11 protein-coding genes are annotated in these 21,279 nt (G+C 41.3%); 3 read left to right on the plus strand and 8 right to left on the minus strand.

The window, feature by feature from the left end:
- The first annotated feature begins 24 nt into the window (after nt 1–24).
- Nucleotides 25–1,299: a serine hydrolase domain-containing protein gene (locus AC07UV_RS01285; RefSeq protein ID WP_495182440.1), complete on the plus strand. Its 1,275-nt coding sequence runs from the start codon at nt 25–27 to the stop codon at nt 1,297–1,299.
- 26 nt (nt 1,300–1,325) lie between these two features.
- Nucleotides 1,326–4,196, plus strand: a complete 2,871-nt coding sequence (locus AC07UV_RS01290; RefSeq protein ID WP_495182441.1) for a TonB-dependent receptor — start codon at nt 1,326–1,328, stop codon at nt 4,194–4,196.
- 90 nt (nt 4,197–4,286) lie between these two features.
- Here the strand turns inward: AC07UV_RS01290 and AC07UV_RS01295 are convergent, their stop codons facing one another.
- The 3 genes from AC07UV_RS01295 to AC07UV_RS01305 form a co-directional block, all read right to left on the minus strand.
- Nucleotides 4,287–5,513 carry a Ca2+-dependent phosphoinositide-specific phospholipase C gene (locus AC07UV_RS01295; protein ID WP_495182442.1) on the minus strand — a complete coding sequence of 409 codons (1,227 nt, stop codon included), beginning with the start codon at nt 5,511–5,513 and terminating at the stop codon, nt 4,287–4,289.
- A 12-nt stretch (nt 5,514–5,525) separates the two neighbouring features.
- Nucleotides 5,526–8,330 carry a TonB-dependent receptor gene (locus AC07UV_RS01300; protein WP_495182443.1) on the minus strand — a complete coding sequence of 935 codons (2,805 nt, stop codon included), beginning with the start codon at nt 8,328–8,330 and terminating at the stop codon, nt 5,526–5,528.
- A 250-nt stretch (nt 8,331–8,580) separates the two neighbouring features.
- Complete coding sequence (locus AC07UV_RS01305) at nt 8,581–9,753, minus strand: AraC family transcriptional regulator (RefSeq protein ID WP_282253809.1); 1,173 nt, start codon at nt 9,751–9,753, stop codon at nt 8,581–8,583.
- Between the two features lie 181 nt (nt 9,754–9,934).
- Here AC07UV_RS01305 and AC07UV_RS01310 point away from each other — a divergent pair, with 181 nt between their 5' ends.
- Nucleotides 9,935–10,726 (plus strand): hypothetical protein, encoded by a 792-nt coding sequence (locus AC07UV_RS01310; RefSeq protein WP_282253808.1) that lies wholly within the window; start codon nt 9,935–9,937, stop codon nt 10,724–10,726.
- Between the two features lie 217 nt (nt 10,727–10,943).
- Here AC07UV_RS01310 and AC07UV_RS01315 read toward each other — a convergent pair whose 3' ends face one another.
- The 5 genes from AC07UV_RS01315 to AC07UV_RS01335 form a co-directional block, all read right to left on the minus strand.
- Nucleotides 10,944–12,452 (minus strand): RagB/SusD family nutrient uptake outer membrane protein, encoded by a 1,509-nt coding sequence (locus AC07UV_RS01315; protein ID WP_282253807.1) that lies wholly within the window; start codon nt 12,450–12,452, stop codon nt 10,944–10,946.
- Between the two features lie 19 nt (nt 12,453–12,471).
- The gene (locus AC07UV_RS01320) at nt 12,472–15,633 is read right to left on the minus strand and encodes a SusC/RagA family TonB-linked outer membrane protein (protein WP_495182444.1); all 3,162 of its coding nucleotides are present in this window, start codon (nt 15,631–15,633) and stop codon (nt 12,472–12,474) included.
- Nucleotides 15,634–15,664: 31 nt separating this feature from the next.
- On the minus strand, nt 15,665–16,663 hold the full coding sequence (locus tag AC07UV_RS01325; RefSeq protein ID WP_495182445.1) for a DUF4369 domain-containing protein: 999 nt from the start codon (nt 16,661–16,663) through the stop codon (nt 15,665–15,667).
- A 51-nt stretch (nt 16,664–16,714) separates the two neighbouring features.
- Complete coding sequence (locus tag AC07UV_RS01330) at nt 16,715–19,384, minus strand: M14 family metallopeptidase (protein ID WP_495182446.1); 2,670 nt, start codon at nt 19,382–19,384, stop codon at nt 16,715–16,717.
- A gap of 505 nt (nt 19,385–19,889) precedes the next feature.
- Nucleotides 19,890–20,993: a hypothetical protein gene (locus AC07UV_RS01335; RefSeq protein ID WP_495182447.1), complete on the minus strand. Its 1,104-nt coding sequence runs from the start codon at nt 20,991–20,993 to the stop codon at nt 19,890–19,892.
- Nucleotides 20,994–21,279: the final 286 nt, after the last annotated feature.

Consider the following 21,279-nt stretch of genomic DNA (forward strand, 5'->3'; position numbering starts at 1 on the left):
AAAAATTACTTTGCTCAGAAAAAGATGAAAATAGCTATTTATTTAATTTATGCCTTGCTGCCCTTGCTATCTTTTGCGCAAGTACCTGGCAAAGAAGGTAATCTTGAAAAAACAATCCATGGATTTTCCCAAGAGCGCCTCCAACGTATTGATCTGTTATTACAACAGTACGTCGACAGTAGTTGGATAAAAGGTGCAGCTGCTCTATTGATTCATCATGGAAACACCGTTTATCATAAAGCTTTTGGAGTAGATCGGATAAAACCTAAAAAGAGTTTGGACAAGGATGCGATCTTCCGGATCGCTTCACAGACAAAGGCGATTACAAGCACCGCCGTTATGATGCTCTATGAAGAAGGTAAATTTTTATTAGATGATCCAATCTCACGCTATCTCCCCTCCTTTGCTAAACCTCGTGTATTAGATAAGTTTAATGAAAAGGACAGTACATTTACTACTGTACCCGCCAAGCGCGAGATTACAATTCGCGACCTGCTTACACACACTTCTGGTTTAGATTACGCCCAAATTGGATCGCCACAGATGCAAGCAATCTATGCCAAAGCAGGTATCATCGCCGGATTTTCAAAAACTCCCCTACTACTTGAACCAATGATTAACAAATTGGGGACCTTGCCTATTATCCACCAACCTGGCGAAAAATTTACTTATAGTCTGGGTATAGATGTATTGGGAAGGTTAGTTGAGGTCACTTCAGGAAAAACACTCGATCAATTTTTCAAAACTCGAATTTTTGAACCATTAGGAATGGAGGATACCTATTTTGACTTACCCACAGAAAAGCAACATCGACTGGTCCAAGTTTACACAGAAGATAAGCAAACTGGAACAGTCATGCCATGGGCTGACAATACTTTTCCGAATGTCTCTATTGACTATCCAATTAATCACAATGGACTCTACGCTGGTGGGGCCGGCCTTGTATCAACATTAAAAGACTATGCCCTATTCCTTCAGATGCTATTAAACAAAGGTATCTATAATGGTCATCGTTTACTATCACGACATACGATAGAAATAATGACCAAAAATCAGATCGGAGATCTTTCTTTGGGGGACGATAAATTTGGACTTGGTTTTCAGATCACTTCAAGTGAAGGCAATGCGAGATTGGGTCTATCAGAAGGAAGCATCTCTTGGGGTGGATTCTTCGGAACGACTTTTTGGGCGGACCCGCGAGAAAAAATAATTGCACTACTATTTATACAACAGTGGCCACTAAGGCACAGCGAACTCGGCGACAAATTCAAGGTGTCAGTTTACCAAGCACTGTTATAATGTCGATATCACCAATTATAACCGCTATGAAAACACAATCAATAAATTACAAAAATTATCTTCTCATCTTATTTTTGACCTGCGCCTTTACGTTCTGTTTTGGACAGTCAAATATCCTCTCAGGGAAAATAGAAGATACTGGTGGACAAGCGATACAGGGGGCTACCATCAAAGTTAAAAACAGCAATTTGGGAACTGTGAGTGATCATCTGGGGGCATTCCAGATAGCAGGGGTAACGAGTAGGTCTGTTATACTACAAGTTTCCTCCATCGGTTATCTCAACAAAGAGCAACAGGCAAGTCCTGGGCAAAATACAACAGTGATACTTACATCCGAAAACAACAAGATGGATGAAGTGTTTGTGACGGGAACTTTTGACAAACGCAAGCGTATGGACGCGTCCGTTGCGATCAGTACACTAGATGCCGGACAAATAGAATGGGTAGTCCCATTGAGTGCTGCCGATCTCTTGAAAAATGTACCTGGGGTGTTTGTTAATTCGTCACTAGGCGAAATACGCAATAGCGTGGCCAGCAGAGGCATCACCGTTGGGACACAAGATGGTAGTTTTGGTTACGAATATGTTTCCATGCAAGAAGATGGTTTACCGGTAACCAACACGACATATTTCAATTATGGTCCTGATTTTTTCCTCCGTCCTGATGCAACCTTATATCGATTGGAAGCTGTACGTGGGGGAACTGCATCTATTACCGCAGCCAATGCCCCTGGAGGCGTTTTTAATTACGTATCCAAAACTGGAACGGATCGTTTCGAGGGTGAACTGAGAACAAAATATGGTCTGGTCGGGATCGATGGACGGAGCTATGCCCGTGTTGATCTGAATATTGGTGGGCCATTGAAAAATAACTGGTTTTATAATATTGGTGGTTTCTACAGATATGATGAAAGCGGCAGATATCCTGGATATCCCATGAATAATGGCGGTCAGGTCAAGGCGAATGTAGTCAAGAAACTGAAAAGAGGTACGCTTAAGTTTTTCGCGAAATACTTGAACGACAAAAATGGTTATGTCCAGTTTATTCCGACAAAAGATTTCGACAAACCAAGACCGGCCCAAGGTTTTGACATTAACGCTACGGTGTTGATGCCAGCAGTTGATTATACCTCGCAGGATTTTAGATATGGTGGTTCTATTTCTTTTAATCCAAAGAATCTAGTCAAAAGTAAATATCGTTCAGGCGGTGTCAATTGGGAACAACAATTGGGTGCGGGCTGGTCATTTAATAATGCGGCACGTTATTCAAGCAATGATATTCTCTATAACACACCCGGTGCTGTCACAGCAATGAGTACAACGGACATGACGACCTATTTTTTAATGACCGGACAACAGGGTTTGGGAATCGGTTCCTATTCTTTCAAGAATGCCAAAACAGGAACCGAACTTATGCAGGTTACTTCAACGCTAGGTTCAAATGGATTACCAGTCTACACGGTTAACAAGAATGAACTTCCTGGACAGGACCTTCTGCTCAATTCCATATTTATGACCACTTTTGGTGCCTATAAAAATAACGTCAAGGAATTTGTTGATCAGTTTTCTTTTCAAAAGGTTACAGATAAGATGAATTTTACACTGGGGGGTTATTATGGCTATTCAAATGTAAGACGTTATTCAGGTATAGATGGTATTGCGCTTAGCACAATTGAAAATAGGCCCCAGCTGATTTCACTCGAGTTTACCGGCGCGACACTCGCCGGCACGACGGGCTTACATCAAATAAGTAACAGTGACGGTATCGCGCAAGCATATGGCGACAATGGTGCCTCGCTAACATTCAATGCCAAACAAAATCAGGCGGCCTTATTTTTTGGCCATACCTGGTATATAAATCCACAGTTGACGTTTGACTGGGGTCTCCGTTATGAAAATGTAAATATCAAAGGATATAACGAACGTATCTATATGAAAACTGGACTACAGGAAGGTACAGATGGAAATCCCAAGACGTTTTATGACAACAATACTGTTGACAAAATAACAAGGGTAGATTATGATAAGACTCTTCATACGGTTTCTTTTTCCGGTGCATTAAACTATACCTTCAATACCAATATTGCACTCTATGGGCGTTATTCTCAAGGTAAAAAAGCACCAGACCTAGATGTTTACTTCGCTACCAATAGACCTGAAACAATTGGACTACTACACCCCCAAGAACGTACGACTAGACAAATAGAAGTTGGATTAAAAGCTAAAACAAAAACGCTCAACATCTTTGTCACACCATTCTATAGTGTTCTTAGTGGTGTACCCAACGGGCAATTTTTGCAAGCCAGCGGCGGCGGATTTTATACACCTGAGATGTTATACGGAAAATATAGAACAATGGGTGTGGAAATTGAAGCTGACTGGAAGATCGACAAGCACTTTAACATACGTAGTATAGCTACTCTTCAACGTTCTAAAATAGTTAATCTCGAGTCATGGGTAGCCAATAATCCTGGACCTGAAGATGATACTAAGATTTCCTACTCAGGCAACGAAACAGATAATAATGCTCGCGCTATTTTCAATCTCACGCCCACCTATCTTAATGGAAAATTCTATACTTTTATCACCTGGTCCTACCTTGGAAAAAGGCAAGCTAATGTGGTCAACGCATTCACCTTGCCCGCCTTTTCTCAATTTGACCTTGGAGCGGGTTATGACCTCAGCAAAAGCGTAAAACTAAGTCTCAATATCAATAACTTATTAAATACATATGGTGTAATGAGCTGGGTAAGACCAGGAGGTATATTGGAAACATTGGAAGGCAATAATAGCTTTACCAAAGAGCAATATACGCTCGCTGTTCAAAAACAGTCACCCTATGCGACAGTGTCCATTCCACCACGTGCATCCTTTCTAACAGCCACTTTTCGCTTTTAGTCCCCTAGTATCATTGTTTACTAGAGTTTTAAAAGTTTCAAATAAAAATAGTACCGCTTCAATATTGAAGCGGTACTATTTTTATTCTTTTTATTGTTTCTGAGTATCAACGCTTAATTTTCTTCCATTAATAGGATTTGAACGAGCAGGGTTGCCATGAGGCAACTTCACATAATAGGATGTATGGTAACCATTACCTGGTCTAAAAAAATCGGTGTATATAATCTGGGCTCCACTATTAAAAGCCGCATCTGCCCTTGTATAGTCATTGATCTTTGCTTCGTATGTTTCGATATCTGAACGGCTACGAACAATATAACCATGTTTTACAAGATTTTGAATTTCATTTTGACGAACTAGCGCATTGTCCAACAGGATAAAAGATGCAAAACTATCATTGGGTTCAGACTGTACAAACATGATACGTTTTTCAAGATTGGGTCTCTCTTTAATATAAGCAGATTCCAGATTCATCCCAGCAGTCGCCGGAAGTAACAAGAAAACAAATTTTCCACGGGATGTTTTAATGGTTGGCCAGTTGCCAGAACGCACGGCCTCGCGTAACGTTGTATACTGTCCACGTACATCATCTGGGGTAATAAGCTTGTCTTTTCCCAATATTTCGATAACTTCGGCATCCAGCTGATCGAATGCCTTCTCGTCAAATGGAAGAACTTCAGCGCTATTCGGAAAGATTGGTATGCCTTTGTCCTTTGCTTCGACCATAATAAAGATCGGAAGATGACCGGGATGTCTGTCGGACCAATTTCTTAACGCTTTCAAGCCGCCTCGGAAAGTAGCGTAATGCGATCGAAAATCAAAATCTGCAATATGGAGCATCTTGAAACCTGGCTTTTCCAAATCTTCCTTTTGATAGGGCGCCAGATCCGAAACACCCATGCTATTTAATACCTCGTACCCAGCAGGCTTATTGAAACGATGTCCTGTAGGGTCATAATAAACATCCATTTCTAAACTACGGATACCACTGTCGAGCTGTACATCAAAAGACGGGTGGTCATATTTCAACCCTTCGCTCATCGTCATCGTATTTGGATGAAACTCCTTAAATGACGCAAGCTTGTCCGCGGGGATTAATGTGGTCATTTTTTCCATCATTTTTGCAAAAATAGGGTCAGCATAGGCAGCAAGACGTGGATCGACAGGCCTAGCATAACTATTATGCGTACCAAGCACCTGAATCTGATTGATCTTTAATGTATTGAGCTGTGGAAGCTCGGATTGTTGAGCACGAATAACTCCAGTACCTAGTACCAGGGTGGACAACGTTGTTAGGATAATCTGTTTGAATTCCATATTTGTTATATTTTAAAAAAGTTTTGCACTGATCCCCACTTGACCACGGACAGAATACCATTCTGCTTGTTCGGCACGATCGTATACACCGTGATAGTAGCGCACCGGGGCTCCAGTAATGTTATTTAATTCGGCGAATAATCTGAATTTCGAGTTGATGCTGTAGGAAGAAGAAAAGTCTACCGAAAAATTGCTCGAATACCAACGGTAGTGTTCAGGTCCAGCGACCTGACGAATGGCATCAAGATATTTACCTTTATAGTTGCCGGCAATACGTGCCATAAACTTGCTATTTTCATAGATTAGAGAAACATTGAACAAGTGTTTTGCCTGCTTAGGAATCACACTTTCATCTTCTATCAATTTTCCTTTGTCAAAGCGCGGAACTTTCGCTTTTGAGTCTGTATAGGTGTAGTTTGCATCTACGCCAAATCCTTTCCATATTCCTGGCAGCTCTGTAAATCGCTTGGATATGCCGGCTTCAAAACCTAACAGCCAGGCGTTTTGAAGATTTTCGGGTTCATTTACATTGAATAAAATACCATTAATATCTTGTGTAGATTGATTGGAATAGATCAGGTTGGAAAGTTTCTTGTAAAATGCCCCCGCTGAAACCATACCTATGCCACCAAAGTAATGTTCGGCCATGAGATCAAAATTGCTAGCAAAAGTGGGTTTTAAGTTTGGATTACCACGGGTGATGACACGGTTGATATCGTCTTGTGTCGTACCTGGATTGAGGCTACCAAAATCGGGACGGGTGAAACTTCGCGTAAATGCCAGCCGAATAATATCATTCTTCGTCGCATTGATCTTTACATGCAACATTGGCAGAAAAGCATTATAGCTATTGTCCTGATTGATTGCTTCTACTTTAGTCGATTTGTCTGCAAGCGTGGATACTTTGTTGCCTGAAAAAGTAACTTTGTTGTACTCGTTTCGTATTCCTCCTATAATGATGAGCTGCTCTGTCAATTTAAATTCAGCAGAACCATAAATTGCGTATACATTTTCCTTTCCACTGTAGTAGTTGGCGGCACCTGATGCGTTGCTAGCTGAATCGACGCGGAATGGGTACAACTTGTTTTCGGCAATACCCTCCGGTGATGCAAGTTGCCTCACTGATGCCATAGCTACCTGATCAATAAGCACATTGTTGTAGGGCGATCCTATTTCGGTCAAAAAACCACCCCGATAGGGATAGGGTTCAGTACCTAAGCTGGCTAATGTTGGAGCAGCTCCAGAGATACCGGCCACATAAATACTATAGGGGTTTTCTACCTGCTTATCCTTGTGGATAAACTTTCCACCAAATTTAACGATCAATGAATTGCTAGGTGTATATTTCAAGTTTACCCCAACACGCTTGTTACGTTCTTGATTTTTGCTCCTGATATTGACAACCTGTGTTAATTTCATGGCTTCTGCGCTAATCGCTGTAGTGGAAGCAAGATGAGGTAGGATATGGTCAATATAGTCCCCAGTTCCGTCTGGCGAATCCATCGCGAGGTATTTCTTTCCATCTGGAGCCAAGCCATCATAATCAACCTTTTGGGAAAAGGTTGCCATTGGATAGTAATCGGGGTCCTTAAATTTAAAAGCGGACTTATCCATGCTCAGTGCCCAATCCAATCCAAATCGTTCTGAAAAACTCGACTGCCCGCTAAGCTCTCCAGAGTAAAGGCTTGTATGGTAATCTGCGGCTCTGGTTGTTATGGTCGCTGTTTTGGTATTAAAATAGAAATAATTCTCACGGACACGCTGAGCGTCCATATATTCGCTATAGAGTCCCTTAGCCATGATTTTGTGCCTTTCATTGAATGCATATTCAAGTCCACCATTAAATCCCAGTGTACGCCGGCGTGCAATATAATCCCGCAATTGTAGATCTGTGATGGAAAAAGCCTGCGTAGCATTACTGTTCGAAAAATCATAGTTTAGGTTATATCGGTCCTGGGCAGCTGTTCGGTCCCAGATTACTGCCGAAAGGATATAACCCAATTTTCCCTGCGCAACACGGTCGCCAAAGAGGATTGAACTGTTGTATGATCCGCGCTGAGATTGTCCATTATAGCCGCCAGCCGCATTGATATGGAGTGTACGTTTTAAGGGAGCTGCTTTGGTAATAAAATTAATCGACCCTCCGATAGCATCTCCCTCCATATCCGGAGTGATTGCTTTTGATAGCTGCACATATTGAATCATCTCTGAGGGGAAAATATCCATCTGAATCCGTCGATCTGCATAGTCAAGACTAGCGGAAGGAAGCCGGTTCCCATTTAACAAAGACGCACTCCACTGTATGGGTGTGCCACGTACGGAAACATATCGCCCCTCCCCTTGATCTCGTTCAATGGAAACCCCTTGAATGCGTTGTACCGCTTCGGCAGCATTGCGATCGGGTAATTTACCAATAGCATCCGCCGCCAATACTTCCATAATAGCATTTGCCGTTTTTTTGATGTTTAATGCCTTGAGCTGAGAACCAGCTGAAGAACCGACGACGACAACCTCGCCCAGGCTATTATTGGATGGTTGCAATTTGATTATTCCCAAATGAACTCCCTCGCCTGAAACAAGTGTATCTAACACAAATGCTTGATAACCGGTGTAGAAAACAGCAAGTCGAACAGGTCCCTTTTCTTTTAAAATCAATGTAAACTTACCATCGAGATTTGTTTGTGCGGTAGACTTCCCGACCTGTATTGTAGCACCGGGCAATACCTCGTCGGTCATTGAAGTGACAGTCCCTGTAATTTGTTGCGCCTGTAAAAAGAATGGCATCAACGAAATCAAAAAGAGTAATGTTCTTTTCATATCATGTAATCAATTTTTGTTATTTGCTACGAAATTGATATTTCATGAGATGCCTGTCGTCTTTCTCGATAAAGAAGTACGACCAATTAGCATCAAACACCACAAAGCACTCATTTAATGGAATTTACAAACATTAACTTTGCATTAAGATTAGGTTACCGATAAATTGATACGCTGATCGCGACGTAGAACACCGCTTTTAGGATTAATTAATACCCGCTTTTCCAGCCCGATGGACAAGAATATTCACTTAGGTATTCACTAGGTTATAATGTGGTTTTGCTTTGAGATAGGCCGAAGGTGTGCAGCCCTGAACCTTTTTGAAATATTGATTAAACGAGGATTTGGAATGGAATCCAGCCTGAAATGCCATCGCAAGTATATTGATGGTCTCTCCTTTGCTTTTGTACAGATCCATTAATGTAATAACCTCCTTAATTCGATACTCATTAACATACTGATAAAAGGACTTTTCCTGGTACTGATTTAACGTTTCGGAAAGATGGTGACGTGATACATCGGCCTTTGTAGCAAGAATATCTAATGTGAGACTTGGATCTAAGAAGACTTTATGCTGGGACATCAGATTTTCTACCTTCGCCAAAATACCTACATAGTCTATACCGGCATTCCTTTCATTTTCCTCAGCAGATGGGTATCGGGATTTCCCCATCGAGCTGTCCAACCGATTTTCATGCTGATGGTCAAGAATATGCGGCTTTACTTGCTCCTGCTGATATAAATGAACATATAGGAAGGAGCTTACTTTGACATAAATAATAGATATGCAGATAACCGCCAATATAGAATAAATAATCAGACGGAGCCACAGATGGATAAGATTAAAATAGACGGATATATCAGATAGTCGAGTCCAGATGCTGATGATTAAAAATGCGAGCCCAACAAACAGGAACAGGGAAGCGGCCAGTCTAACCATACGTTTTTCAAGTTTCCAAAATGTCGGTATCGTATGTGTCTTAGCCAAAATTTTTAACGGGTACACGATATATAATATCGTATATGCATAACCAGATATTGAATTGTACAGTTTGATGAATGGTGGTAATTCGCCAGAATGGTTGATCACATAGGCAGCAATCCAAAAGTAACCAATAGATGCACCTATCGATGGAAACATCGCCAAAAGAATATCGATGGACTTTCCCTTATGTTCGAGAAAACGTATATAACACCATAACAAACCGGGATATGCCAATGCGATAAATGTATTGAATTGCTGATGGATTTTTGAATTGGGCCAAAAGACGTTCAATGCAAAACTGATTGCCAGGTGCAAAAAAATGGAGGCTAATAAATAAGAAAGGATATTATCATGCTGTCCATTATTTTTTTTGTCCTTCAATAAAATTCCCAAAGCCATTAAGGCTTGGGTTGCCCCTACGATAATAATATAATTCACGTTCTTAATCTAATCAAGCTGCTCTGCAAAGTTAATAATCAGGTATTATCAAATTGTTAAATGTACTTTCAGCAAGTTCTCTTTGCCATTTCCTATTATGTGATTCCTTTTCAGCTTCTTATTTATCAGAATTAAGCTGTAACTTAAACGCTTATAACGTTTACAAAAGCTCAAGTTCAACATGACATTTCTCCGTAGATATCTTTCTTTTATCGCCTGCACAGCTACCCTACTATTTTCCATGAATGGATTTGCTCAAGAGAGGACTAAAACAGACAGCACAGTAATGGCGCTTCAATTCGTTGACAGATTACTTCCTGAGGGTGACTATGTCGCAGAGGTGTTGGGCACCCCTCCTCTGAATACCGCCGAGTCAGAAATTCTCAAAAAAATGAAACTTGCCATTCAACAGAACCAAGATTGGTTTCTAAAAACAATGAGTGAATTAAAACCTGGGGAACTTATGCCCTATCACAAAAATTTGGGCATTAGCGAACAGGAGTACGCGGTATTTATACAAGTTTCACAATCGGTAAAAATAGATAAAATAGGGATTGTAAAGCTTAAGATCATTCACAAAGACAACAGCATCTATTTCGTGCCCGAAGACTTTCCACATTATTTAAAAGAGCTCGCAATTCATCTTAAGGACTATACGATCGTGATCGACAGTATACCCTTGAAATACAAAAGTCAACGCATCATGGACAGCAAAAATACAACGTTAGTTGCGGGACCATGGAAGGGATACTCTTGGGATTTTGAAGAAATTAGGAAAGAGGGAAAACTAATTGCAGACCCCGATAAGATGGATCCATCAGAAATTAATACGCTCGATATAAAATCGGTAAAACTGACTATCGGTAAGCTCGACCATAACGACCAATGTTTTCTTTATCTAAAAAGTAATATTGTCAATAAAGGTCATGTTCTCGCAAAACAGGATATAGCACTCTTATTAAAAATAGAATAAGCTAAATCTCGCTTGCTAGCTTATTCATGCATCAAGCGGAAGAAATTCGCCTTCATCAATAAATGGAATAAATGATCTATTAACAACTGGTTCATTCCCCGATTTGATAGCCTGCTTCTTTTCTATACTAGAAAGAAGCAGCATTGTAATAAAAGGCCACTTAGTGTTTCTTCTAAGTGGCCTTTTAGCCCCCCCCTTATAAACAACTAACCATCAATTAGTTTTGCAAACTTGGGTTATTATTCAGTTCATTTAGAGGTATAGGAAATAAAAAATATTTGCTATTTGGAGATAAGCTGGATCCATCCGGAAACTTGAGAATATAATGTCCCATCACAGCTACTGTCTTTCCAGCATCATCCACAAAGGTCTCATTAGCCTCACGACGTACAGGCGCCGTCTGCGTCCGAAGAATATCGTAAAGACGGAAACCTTCACCCCATAGTTCTTTACGGCGCTCCAATAAAACTTCCTGTACCGCCTTTGCCTTATCGAAATTTGCGACATCAAGATCTTGCAAAGTCCGTTTACGTCTTAATTCGTTTAGGAGGTCTATAGCACCTTTTACATCGCCCAGGCGAGCTCTACTCTCGGCTTCGATAAGCAGTTGTTCTGATGATCGCATTAAAACGATATGTCCATCGCGGTTGGGGTGTTTATTTCTAAACTTACGGTAACGATAGGAGCGATAAATCGCCTCAGCAGGTTGCTTGGCAATCTCAAAAAGCGATTTACGCACATCAGCAGCTGTAAATAAGCTGATAAAATTGGGGTCAGGAATAATGCTATTATAACCAAAATATAGATTTACACCTTTGGCATCTGTTGCGTAAGGAGTTGTCTCAATATAGGCTAAGAAAGAAGCTCCACCCAAATTTTGGGTCGCGGTCTGTGGGTGTCCCCAGATCCACTCCGGATTGCTGACATCGTTAAATCCTTCCTTGTACTGCTCTGCCGTCATAATTGGATAACCGACACGTGCTCTTGCTGCATAATCACGTGCTTGCGCCCAATTTTCCTGTGTCAAATATGTTCTAGCCAGTAGACCATAAATGACATTGAGGTCTAGTCTGTTCTTCACTTTCCGCTTGAAACCCGCCAATAATTTTTCGGCTTCTTTTAAATCGGAAATAACCTGCTCATAAACCTCCTTTACTGTAGCCAGTGGTTTGGGAACCGTCGTTGGTGTCGTTGGTTCGGTATAAATCGGTATTGCCTTGACATTTGGGTCTTTCACATAGGTAAACTGGTACTGACGTACGAGATTGAGATAATTCAATCCCCTCAAGGCATAGGCTTGCCCCTTGAGGTGTTTTAAGCTTTCTTTACTGTTATCGTCAATTTTCACATTGGCTATCAGATTATTGGCATGGTCAATAGATTTATATTGCAAGGTCCAAAAGAAAAGTGCCCGGCGAGTGGTGTTGTCAAAAGGATCTTTATAGGGATATGAGTCCCGAAAACCATAGCGGCCATCCCGTGCTATAGCGTCCTCTCCCATCACTTCATGTGTGAGGAATATGGTTGGGAGCCCAGGATTGTCTTGAGAGGTGCTATTTTCCATCAAAAAGCGGATTGATCCGTTGATAAAGGCATCAATATTATTCTCAGAAGAAAATACCTCAGGAGTCGTAATCTGGGTTGCAGGAGCAGTCTCAAAGAAACTGTCTCGACAGGATGAGAGTACCAATAAAGGAAAAATGATGGTGATATATTTTAATTTCATAATAAATCAAATAGGAATGTTAAAAGGAAACATTGAGGACGAGAGCGTATGACTTCTGTGCCGGGTAGCGATAGTAGGTAACTCCACCTACTGTTTGCTCTGGGTCCAGGCCCTGAGTTCCATAGAACGTCAATAAGTTTTCACCTACAAAACGTATCCGGACATCGGAAAGAGACCATTTTGACACAAGATTACGCGGAATAGTATAGCTTAAGCTCAAATTCTTTAGGCGTCCATAGCTTGCACTCCGTAGAAAACGTGTGGAAGGAATACTATTCCAGGAATCGGTCACGTAAGACAATCGGGGGAAATCGGTATCTCTATTTTCGGGTGTCCATCTATTGAGGGCTTCCTTGGACCAACTTCGCCCCGGTGCTGAACCCACATGCATAATCATGGGTTGATCACCATCAAAGATTTTTCCGCCTAGACTATAGGAAAACAAGAAAGACAAATCTATTCCTTTGTAACTAAAGCTGTTACTAATACCACCATAAAGATCTGGCAATGAACTTCCTTCAAAATAAAATGATGCTTCATTTTGATTCGTTGTCGTCGTGCGCCCAGTTATATTTCCTGTCGCATCTTTTACATCCTTATACCAGGTTGCCTTGCCAGTCTCTGGATCTACTCCCGCCCATTCCTTGATATAAAAATCATAGATGGAACCACCTTCAACCATTTTTTTCGTGTTACCATACTGCCCAATGGATCCAGTGAGAATTTCTTTTTGTGGTAGTTTGGTGATTTTATTTTTATAGTGCCCCACATTTGCTGTAATAGACCATCTGAAATCTTTGTTTCGAATAGGTACCCCTGTAATCTGCCCATCAATTCCACGGTTGCTCAATGAGCCAATATTGGCATCGATCCCGCTATAACCTGTAGACGGTGAAAGTGGCTTTTGGAAAAGCAGGTCTTTTGACTTCCGGTCATAGACATCAATCTGTGCTACCAACCGATTATTGAATAAAGCGATATCAGCACCGATATTGAGATTAAGATTTGTTTCCCATTTCAAATCTGGTGTAGGTAAATCAGACGGTAAAAGCCCCAGATTGTCCAAACTGTTATAAATGGAATAGAATCCGCCATAGGCATAGTTACCAACTTTATCATTTCCCTGGGCTCCATAACTCGCCCGTAAATTCAGGTTGTTGATCGTACTGATTTCTTTCAGGAAGGATTCTTTTTTCACGTTCCAAGCCGCACCGACGGACCAGAAATTACCCCAACGCGATTGCTTACTGAAGCGGGATGAACCGTCTCTACGGTAGCTCGTAGAAAAATGGTAGCGGTCCAGATAATCATAATTTACCTGTCCCAACCAGCTTGCGAGCTTATAATCGGAAGAAGTCCCGTTAAAAACACCGCTCAGTGTCCCTGCGGATGGCTCCGTTTTACCAAGTACCTGGAAGCCCGTGCGGTTACCTGATAGTGAAGAAGCTCCTTCCACATAGATTTCGGGACCAACCAGAGCACTAATGCTATGCTTATTACCAAATGTAGCCGCATAGTTCAGAAAGCTATTGACCGTATAGTTGAGTGTACGGCTCGAACTTCGGCTTGCGGATCCCGCTCCATCTGTAAGGACACCCGTACTATAGTACGAATGCGAATAGGTATGTGAACTCGTGTTTCGGTAGTCGATATTGGCCGAGGTCTTCAAGAATAAATTGTCCGCAAATGATATTTTGATATTGGTCCCCAACAAAACTGATTCATTGTTGGTACCGGAAATTGCATTTTCAGCGCTGCCTAAAATATTTGAACCACTCGCAGCTGTTGTTGGGCGCCATAACCCATAGTCCCAGATCTTATTGCCCTGTTCATCCAGCACATAGCTCCCATCAGGATTGCGCTGATAGACGGGATACAGATCGGACACTAAACGCTGAAAGTTAGCGAAGTTGCCGGTATTGCTATCGCTCTGCGTAGGCGCACGTTGAAAGCCTGATGACAAGGCAACATTCCCGCCAACTTCAAACCAGTTGTTCACCTTAGATTGTATATTTGTTCGGAAATTATACCGCTTGAAATCAGCCGTGCGAATCCAGCCTTGTTCATTGAGGTAACCGGCAGAAAGATAATAACGAGTACTTGCGCCGCCACCACTCAAACTAAGGTCATATTGCTGGCGTATCCCCCTTCGGGCAATTGCTTCTCCCCAGTTATCGTTCCAGAGCGATGTTGCTCCTGCAACCAGCTTTCCATCGAGCCCTACGGGTTTTGGATAGTTAGTCCCAAAGATGTTTACTTTAAGCGCACCATCGACCAAATAATCTGTGGCGTACTGGGCAGCATCGCCGGCGGATTTCCCTTGATCGAGCTGCGTATTGCGGATTGCTTCCCATTGCAATTCATAATATTCCTGCTGGGATAGGTATTCATAATCTTTCACTGCCCTCCCTGTATAACCGTAATTCGCCGAAAAGTTAACGGCAGTCTTACTGTTCAGCTCACCGGATTTTGTTGTGATCACGATGACGCCATTTGCACCACGTGAACCGTATAGTGCACTTGCTGTCGCATCTTTTAAGACCGAAATAGAAAGGATATCTTTTGGATTGAGGCTATTGGGATTGGCCCCGGGGGTACCATCTACGACATAAAGCGGTGCTGTTGATGCGTTTACAGAGCCTACACCCCTGACAAATAATTCGGCATCACTCCCAGGCTGACCTGCTGCGGCAATGGACTGTAGCCCGGGCACCGTCCCCTGCAATGCTTTCCCAATTGTCGTAATCTGTAGATTATCCAATTCTTTGCCACTTACCGTCGCTACGGATCCTGTATAACTTGATTTTTTTGCAGTAGTATAACCTACGACGACGGTCTCCTCAAGTGTATGATCCACAGGCTCAAGTTCAATAACCACTGGAGAATGATCTATGACCAAGGTCTGACTTGTATACCCCACAAAGGATATTGTAACTGTAAAGGGCAATTTCTGTCCGGTTACAAATTGAAATCTCCCAAATTTATCGGTACTTACATGATGGGTTACATCCTTTAGACTTAAGGTTGCACCAGCAAGAGGCTTTCCGGTAGCAGCGTCCTGTACAACACCACTGAGTACAGCATTTATAATAGATTTTGTTTGCTCCTGTGCGAAGGAAGGTGCCACGGCCCCACTGCCAGCTAATGAAAGAAGCAAATAAAACAAGCTTGATTTTCTCATTGTTTTTCTGTTTGATGTTTTTGTTTGTTCTTTACTCGCCGTAGATTTCCTTTAATTTCTGCAATAACGCATCGCCTTTAATGTTACGGGCCACGATAATACCATGCTCGTCGATAAGTAGGTTACTCGGGATAAAACGGACACCATACAGAGCTGCAGCTTCTGTATCCCAGAACGAAAGATCAGAAACCTGAGTCCAATCCAATCCATCGTCCTTAATGGCTTTTAGCCAATCTGCTTTTTTCTTATCCAGTGATACGCCAAATACGCTAAATCCATGGTTTCTATATTTCTGGAAAGCTGCAACAATATTGGGATTTTCCCGACGGCAAGGACCACACCAGGCTGCCCAAAAATCAAGCAGCACATATCCTTTACCAAGATGCTCACTGAATCGTATTTTATTTCCATCGGGACCAGTAGACACAAAATCTAAGGCTTTATTACCCGGCAATACGGCACGCTGTTTTAAGATTAAATCTTTCAAGATGCGTACATATTGTGTTTGTTGCAATGAGGCATCCAGCAACTTTATATGCTCTTCGAGCTCATCCGGAGACAGATTATAGGAATAGTTGCGGAACAATGCATACGCAGCGACAATAGATTTGGGATCTGCTTCAATAAACTGCTTGGCAGTATACTTACGTTGCTCTTTATTTGCGCGCTCAAAATAAGCTTGAGCTTTTGATCCTCTCACGGTAGCATGATCGCCATTTTCTCCAGACTGGATGAGCACTTCAATTGGAGCATCCTCCAAGAAAAGTTGGACGGGATAACCTTCTTCATTCAACTTCAGACCATAGAGTTCGGGTAACGGCACTTTAGTCCCAAAACTAAATCGACCGTTGTGGACCGAGGTAGAATCAATCGTTTTAAATACTTTATTATCGTATTGTTGAAGATATATTTTACCTTCTTTCAATCCTTCTATTTTTCCGGTTAAACGTAGCGCTGCTACTTTTTGAGCCGATGCCTGTGTGGCAAGAAACAGCATCGAAACAGTAAATAATGTTAGTTTATTTTTCATCTATTTAAATTATTTAGGAGTGTTTATTTTAATTGATATAAATGGAATCGTTTATCTTCTTATCCCAGATTGAAGAACCTGTCCAAGTAAGACCGCATTAAAAAAGCTGCGTGCATTGCCAAAGGAAATACCTCGGAATAGGGGATCGTCAACAAAATATACAATACGTCCATTCCCACTATTTTCTACGAGAATACTGGCTGTACCTGCGATTTTCTTTTGATTTTCGGCCGATGCGTATCCATTTAATAAGGGAGACTTGCTATAAATTGCAACATTATTATAGGCCTGGTCACCCAGCTCAACAAAAAGAGTGTGATTGCGGTAAACAGGCTTTGTTTTCTGGGTGTAACCATAACCGATGGGATGGGTTCTGTCAATTTCAGTGTTAAAATAGGTTCCACCAATACGTTTTGTTCCTTCCCGACCTTGGGCGGAAGCATAATCAAAACGTTCCTTTGTTTTCGTTGGTTTTCCCTCTTTCGGCACTACACTATCGCTCCTCCCGTCAAGAAATTTAAAAGAAGCAATCTTCTGTTCTGCAAGCCATTGTCCAGTACGTCCAAAAGCAATTAATGTTCCCCCATTTTTTACCCAAGCACGGATACGCTCAATAGCAGCCGAACTCAATCCGGTGTACTCGCCGCTAGCCAATACAAGTACTTGATATTCCTCGAGGTTTACACGACTAAATTGATCAAGATTTAACCGTAAGATAGGCTGTTCCAATTGGCGCTCAAATGTATACCACACTTCTCCGGCCTCATAAGCGCTAATCCCATTTCCGGTTAAAAGCAATGCATTTTGAGGTGCGAGGCTTTTAAATCCACTACTTCCGAGATCTATTCCCTTTCCGCTGTATCCCGTGGAAGCGGATGCAATCGTTATATTTCCTCTTTTATTCAATTTCTGTAAGAGATCAAATAATTCATCTGCTGAGATGGGCTGACCTTGTATGGGAATCAGCAGACTTCCATAATCAAACCCTATTGTCATGCCCTGATCAGATAGTTCAAAGGGACTGCTAGTGGACTTCACAAGGATTCCACGCTGTAGCAATTGGGATAACAACCAAGCTGCTCCCTCCTGCCGCCAGTCTACGAGATAAGCATAATTACTCCTTGTCAGGGCAATAGCTTGCGGATTGATAGCAGAACTTTGATCGCTCTCTCCGTTGTCCACCCCTTGTTTTAGACTAGCATAAGAGAAGCCATAGAGGTAAGCAATGGAATTGCCCGAGCCATCATAAAAAACGCTGTCCACATATGTTTTGGTTTCGTCAAAGATGACTTTGACCAGCCGATAGTTTGCCTGCGCTGTCGGAATAATGATGGAAGTTCCTTTCTCAAAATCTTTACCATCTACCTTACGGTCACGATTGTTCGTTAGGTAGCGGATTTGATGCCTGGCAAGAAGTTCCTTGAAATGTGCTGCTGTGTTATTATTGTACTTTAGATCTACCAAGTAACCTTTAACTGGATCTTTTTGAGCTAATTCGAACGTCGACTGGAAGAATCTCAATTGATTTTCCAAAAGTGTCGTACGATGATCAATAGATGCTGTAATGCTCGCCAAGGCTATTCTGAAATGATTTCGAATAGCAAAGGGGTAAGTTAGATCGCCATTGCTTGTTTTCTGAAAGAGTCCCCGTGGACTTGCCTGCTCAAAGAGGATTCCAAGGCTTCCGACATGATCAGGATAAGTAGATCCATAGGTTGGATTAATATTATCAAATTGTTCTTTGGTGAAATAAAAAGATCCTATTTTATCCAATGCATTCGCATAGTAAGCAGCGAATTTTTGATTTAGCTGATACGTACTTTTAGGGACTAAAGGAGATTCTTGAGCATCGGTCTTTGTGGGTTCGAAAAAGAAGGAAGATGCTGCTCCCATCTCATGGAAGTCACCTTGAAAATGGGGTAGCCAATGTTGAAAGAAGCTGACACGCGCCTTACTTTCGGGATTTACCTGATTGATCCAATCGCGGTTTAAGTCAAACCAATAGTGGTTTGTTCGGCCTCCAGGCCAAACTTCGTTATGCTCTCTATCCAGGGGGCTTCCGTTTGGTGGAAATGCTGCATTAGCATTTACCCAATTGACATAACGATCATAACCATCTGGATTACGGACAGGGTCTATAAAAAATATTCCCTTTGTAAGTGAAGTTGCAACAGCCGGATCTTCAGTAGCAGCTAGGTAATAAGCTGTTAAAATAGATGCTTCGGCTGCTGAGGTTTCATTACCGTGCACACTGAAACCCAAAAACACCAATGCGGGCTGTGCCTCATTAGATACGATCCGGTTCTCTTTTGCTTTGTTAATCGTTTCAATATGTTGTTGACGAATTTGTTCACTATTGCGTATGTTCTCAGGTGAAGAAGCTTTCAGCACGATCAACGGTCGTCCTTCCCAGGTACGACCAATCGTATCTATCTTTATCCGGCTGGAATGTTGCTCAAGTATCTTAAAATAATCAACAATCTGGTCATAACGGGTATGACTATGACCTATTTGATGATTGAAAAATTGACTTGGCGTGGGGATATTTGCTGCAAAAAGGCTTCCTGCCGGAAAATAATAATCTTTCTCCAAGTTTTGCCCGCCGGATTCATTTTGAAACACTTTGGGCACTGAGCCCTCCTGGGCAGAAGCAAAAAGAATACTGCTCAACAGAAAAAAAAGCAATAACGAGCACTGGAAAAATACTTCGTATTTTTTCATAGGGATGAATTAGTTTAATAAGTGAATACAGACAAGTAGGATGATGCTACTTGTGGCATGAGTGATAATAAGAGAAATACTATCCCCTACTATCCATTAAAAAAGTCTAGAAGGAAAAATTTAAGCGCAATAGCGCATTCGAAATGGAGTAAGGTTAAATCGAATGTTTTTCATGTTGTGAATGACGGAAAAGGTTGATCTTTGTGGTTTCATTTGAACTTTGTTTTTGTTAGGTTGTATCGCTGCCAACGCCAATTGATAAACGATTTGATCACAAATATAAAACATCTTATTGATAAATACTACTAAATAAGTAGTCTTTTTTGCTTTTATCAGGAATCACGATTTTGTGACAAGGATATCATTGCCCAATACACCTAAGATGCCAAACCAAGGATAGCTATAAACTCTTCGGGGCACCTACATTTATCCGAAGCAATGGTAGTAATTTCCTTTAGATTATTATTCGTTGTCTTAGGACTTCAAAAGAGGTGAGTTTATCATTTCATTGTGAAAGCGCTCCAAGTGTGAGATACGTTGTCCAGATACTGGCTGCTAGAGCGAATAAGAGACAGTACCAGAGAATATCTATTGGCCTTCTGAGCTTGATCAAAAAAACTATGACAAACATCAATGGGCAAACTGCGATAAAAATAATGATAATTGTCGCCAAAGTCTCGAAAATATCTTGACTATAATGCATAAGCAATAACGTGATCCCGATATAAAACAGCCAGACGACGAGCGGTGAAATAAAGCACAACAGCAACCTACACAGTAATTTGAGCTTAAAATGATCCGGGATGGTCCTGCGATAATTTCTATATAATAAATAACATATACCCGCCATACATAAGACCTGAATTACCAACTGCAAATAAATATTAAAAATGGTGTCAGAACGGGTGTTGATATTTGAAGAGTATTGGAGTTTATCACGGTTATAGTGTTTGATATTGATTGTTTCTCCATTAACAAATGTCTTTATGACCTTATCGACACTGATCGTGTCCCTGATTATCCAGGTGGAGTCTTCCAATCCCATCTTATAAAATCCTTCAATGATAGTCTTACCTCCTTTTGTCCTGATGAACCTTCCATCAAGTCGCCCACCGTTAAATCTTAAAGAATCAATCCCCTCCTTGGTATTGACGGTGAGCAAGGTTGTTTTTCCGGGCGAAATCAGACTGGCACTATCTGCTATACGATGTAAAACGGCAAGATCAAGAGTTTTGATCGATTGGTTCTTATTGTAGTCATCGTTCCGCTCAGGCCTACTGGTAGATAGATAATTTATTTTGACAACAAGTAAGGAATCGCTTTTATGAAATTCCAATTCATCATCAAAATTAAGATGCTGGATTGTCGGATCTTTTAACAGTACATACTGCGGCTGATCAAAAGATTGGATATATCTTTGCTGGCTGGTAGCACAGAAAGAGAAAATTGCGACAGCTGCGCTAAAATATGTGCTCAATCGCGTCATTAAGACTGGATTGACGGACTGTTGTGCCCTCCTTTTTGTGTAGAACCATGCCAACAATATCATGGGTAATGCGATCAGATCCGAAAGATCCACGGTTCTTCCAATACCAAAGTAGGGCTTCATAAATTGTATGATAACCGAGGAATATTCACTTTTCCAAAAGACAAATAAGACTGCTGTGGATATAAAAACCGTTAATTTTTGTTTAGGGAAGATAACGGACCAGAAAATAGGAAAAATAAAAAGTCCACTGAAATCAGATAGTTTTCCGGTAAACGTATTATGGAATACCGCTTTGAGAAAAAAATCATTGATAATTAATAGAACAAGAAAAAAAATAAAAAGCGGCGAAACAAGATGCTTTAGGCGTTCATACATACTTTAGCGTTTACGTTTTCTATTGATACTT

It is taken from the genome of Sphingobacterium sp. GW821-FHT03E03 (assembly GCF_059420745.1).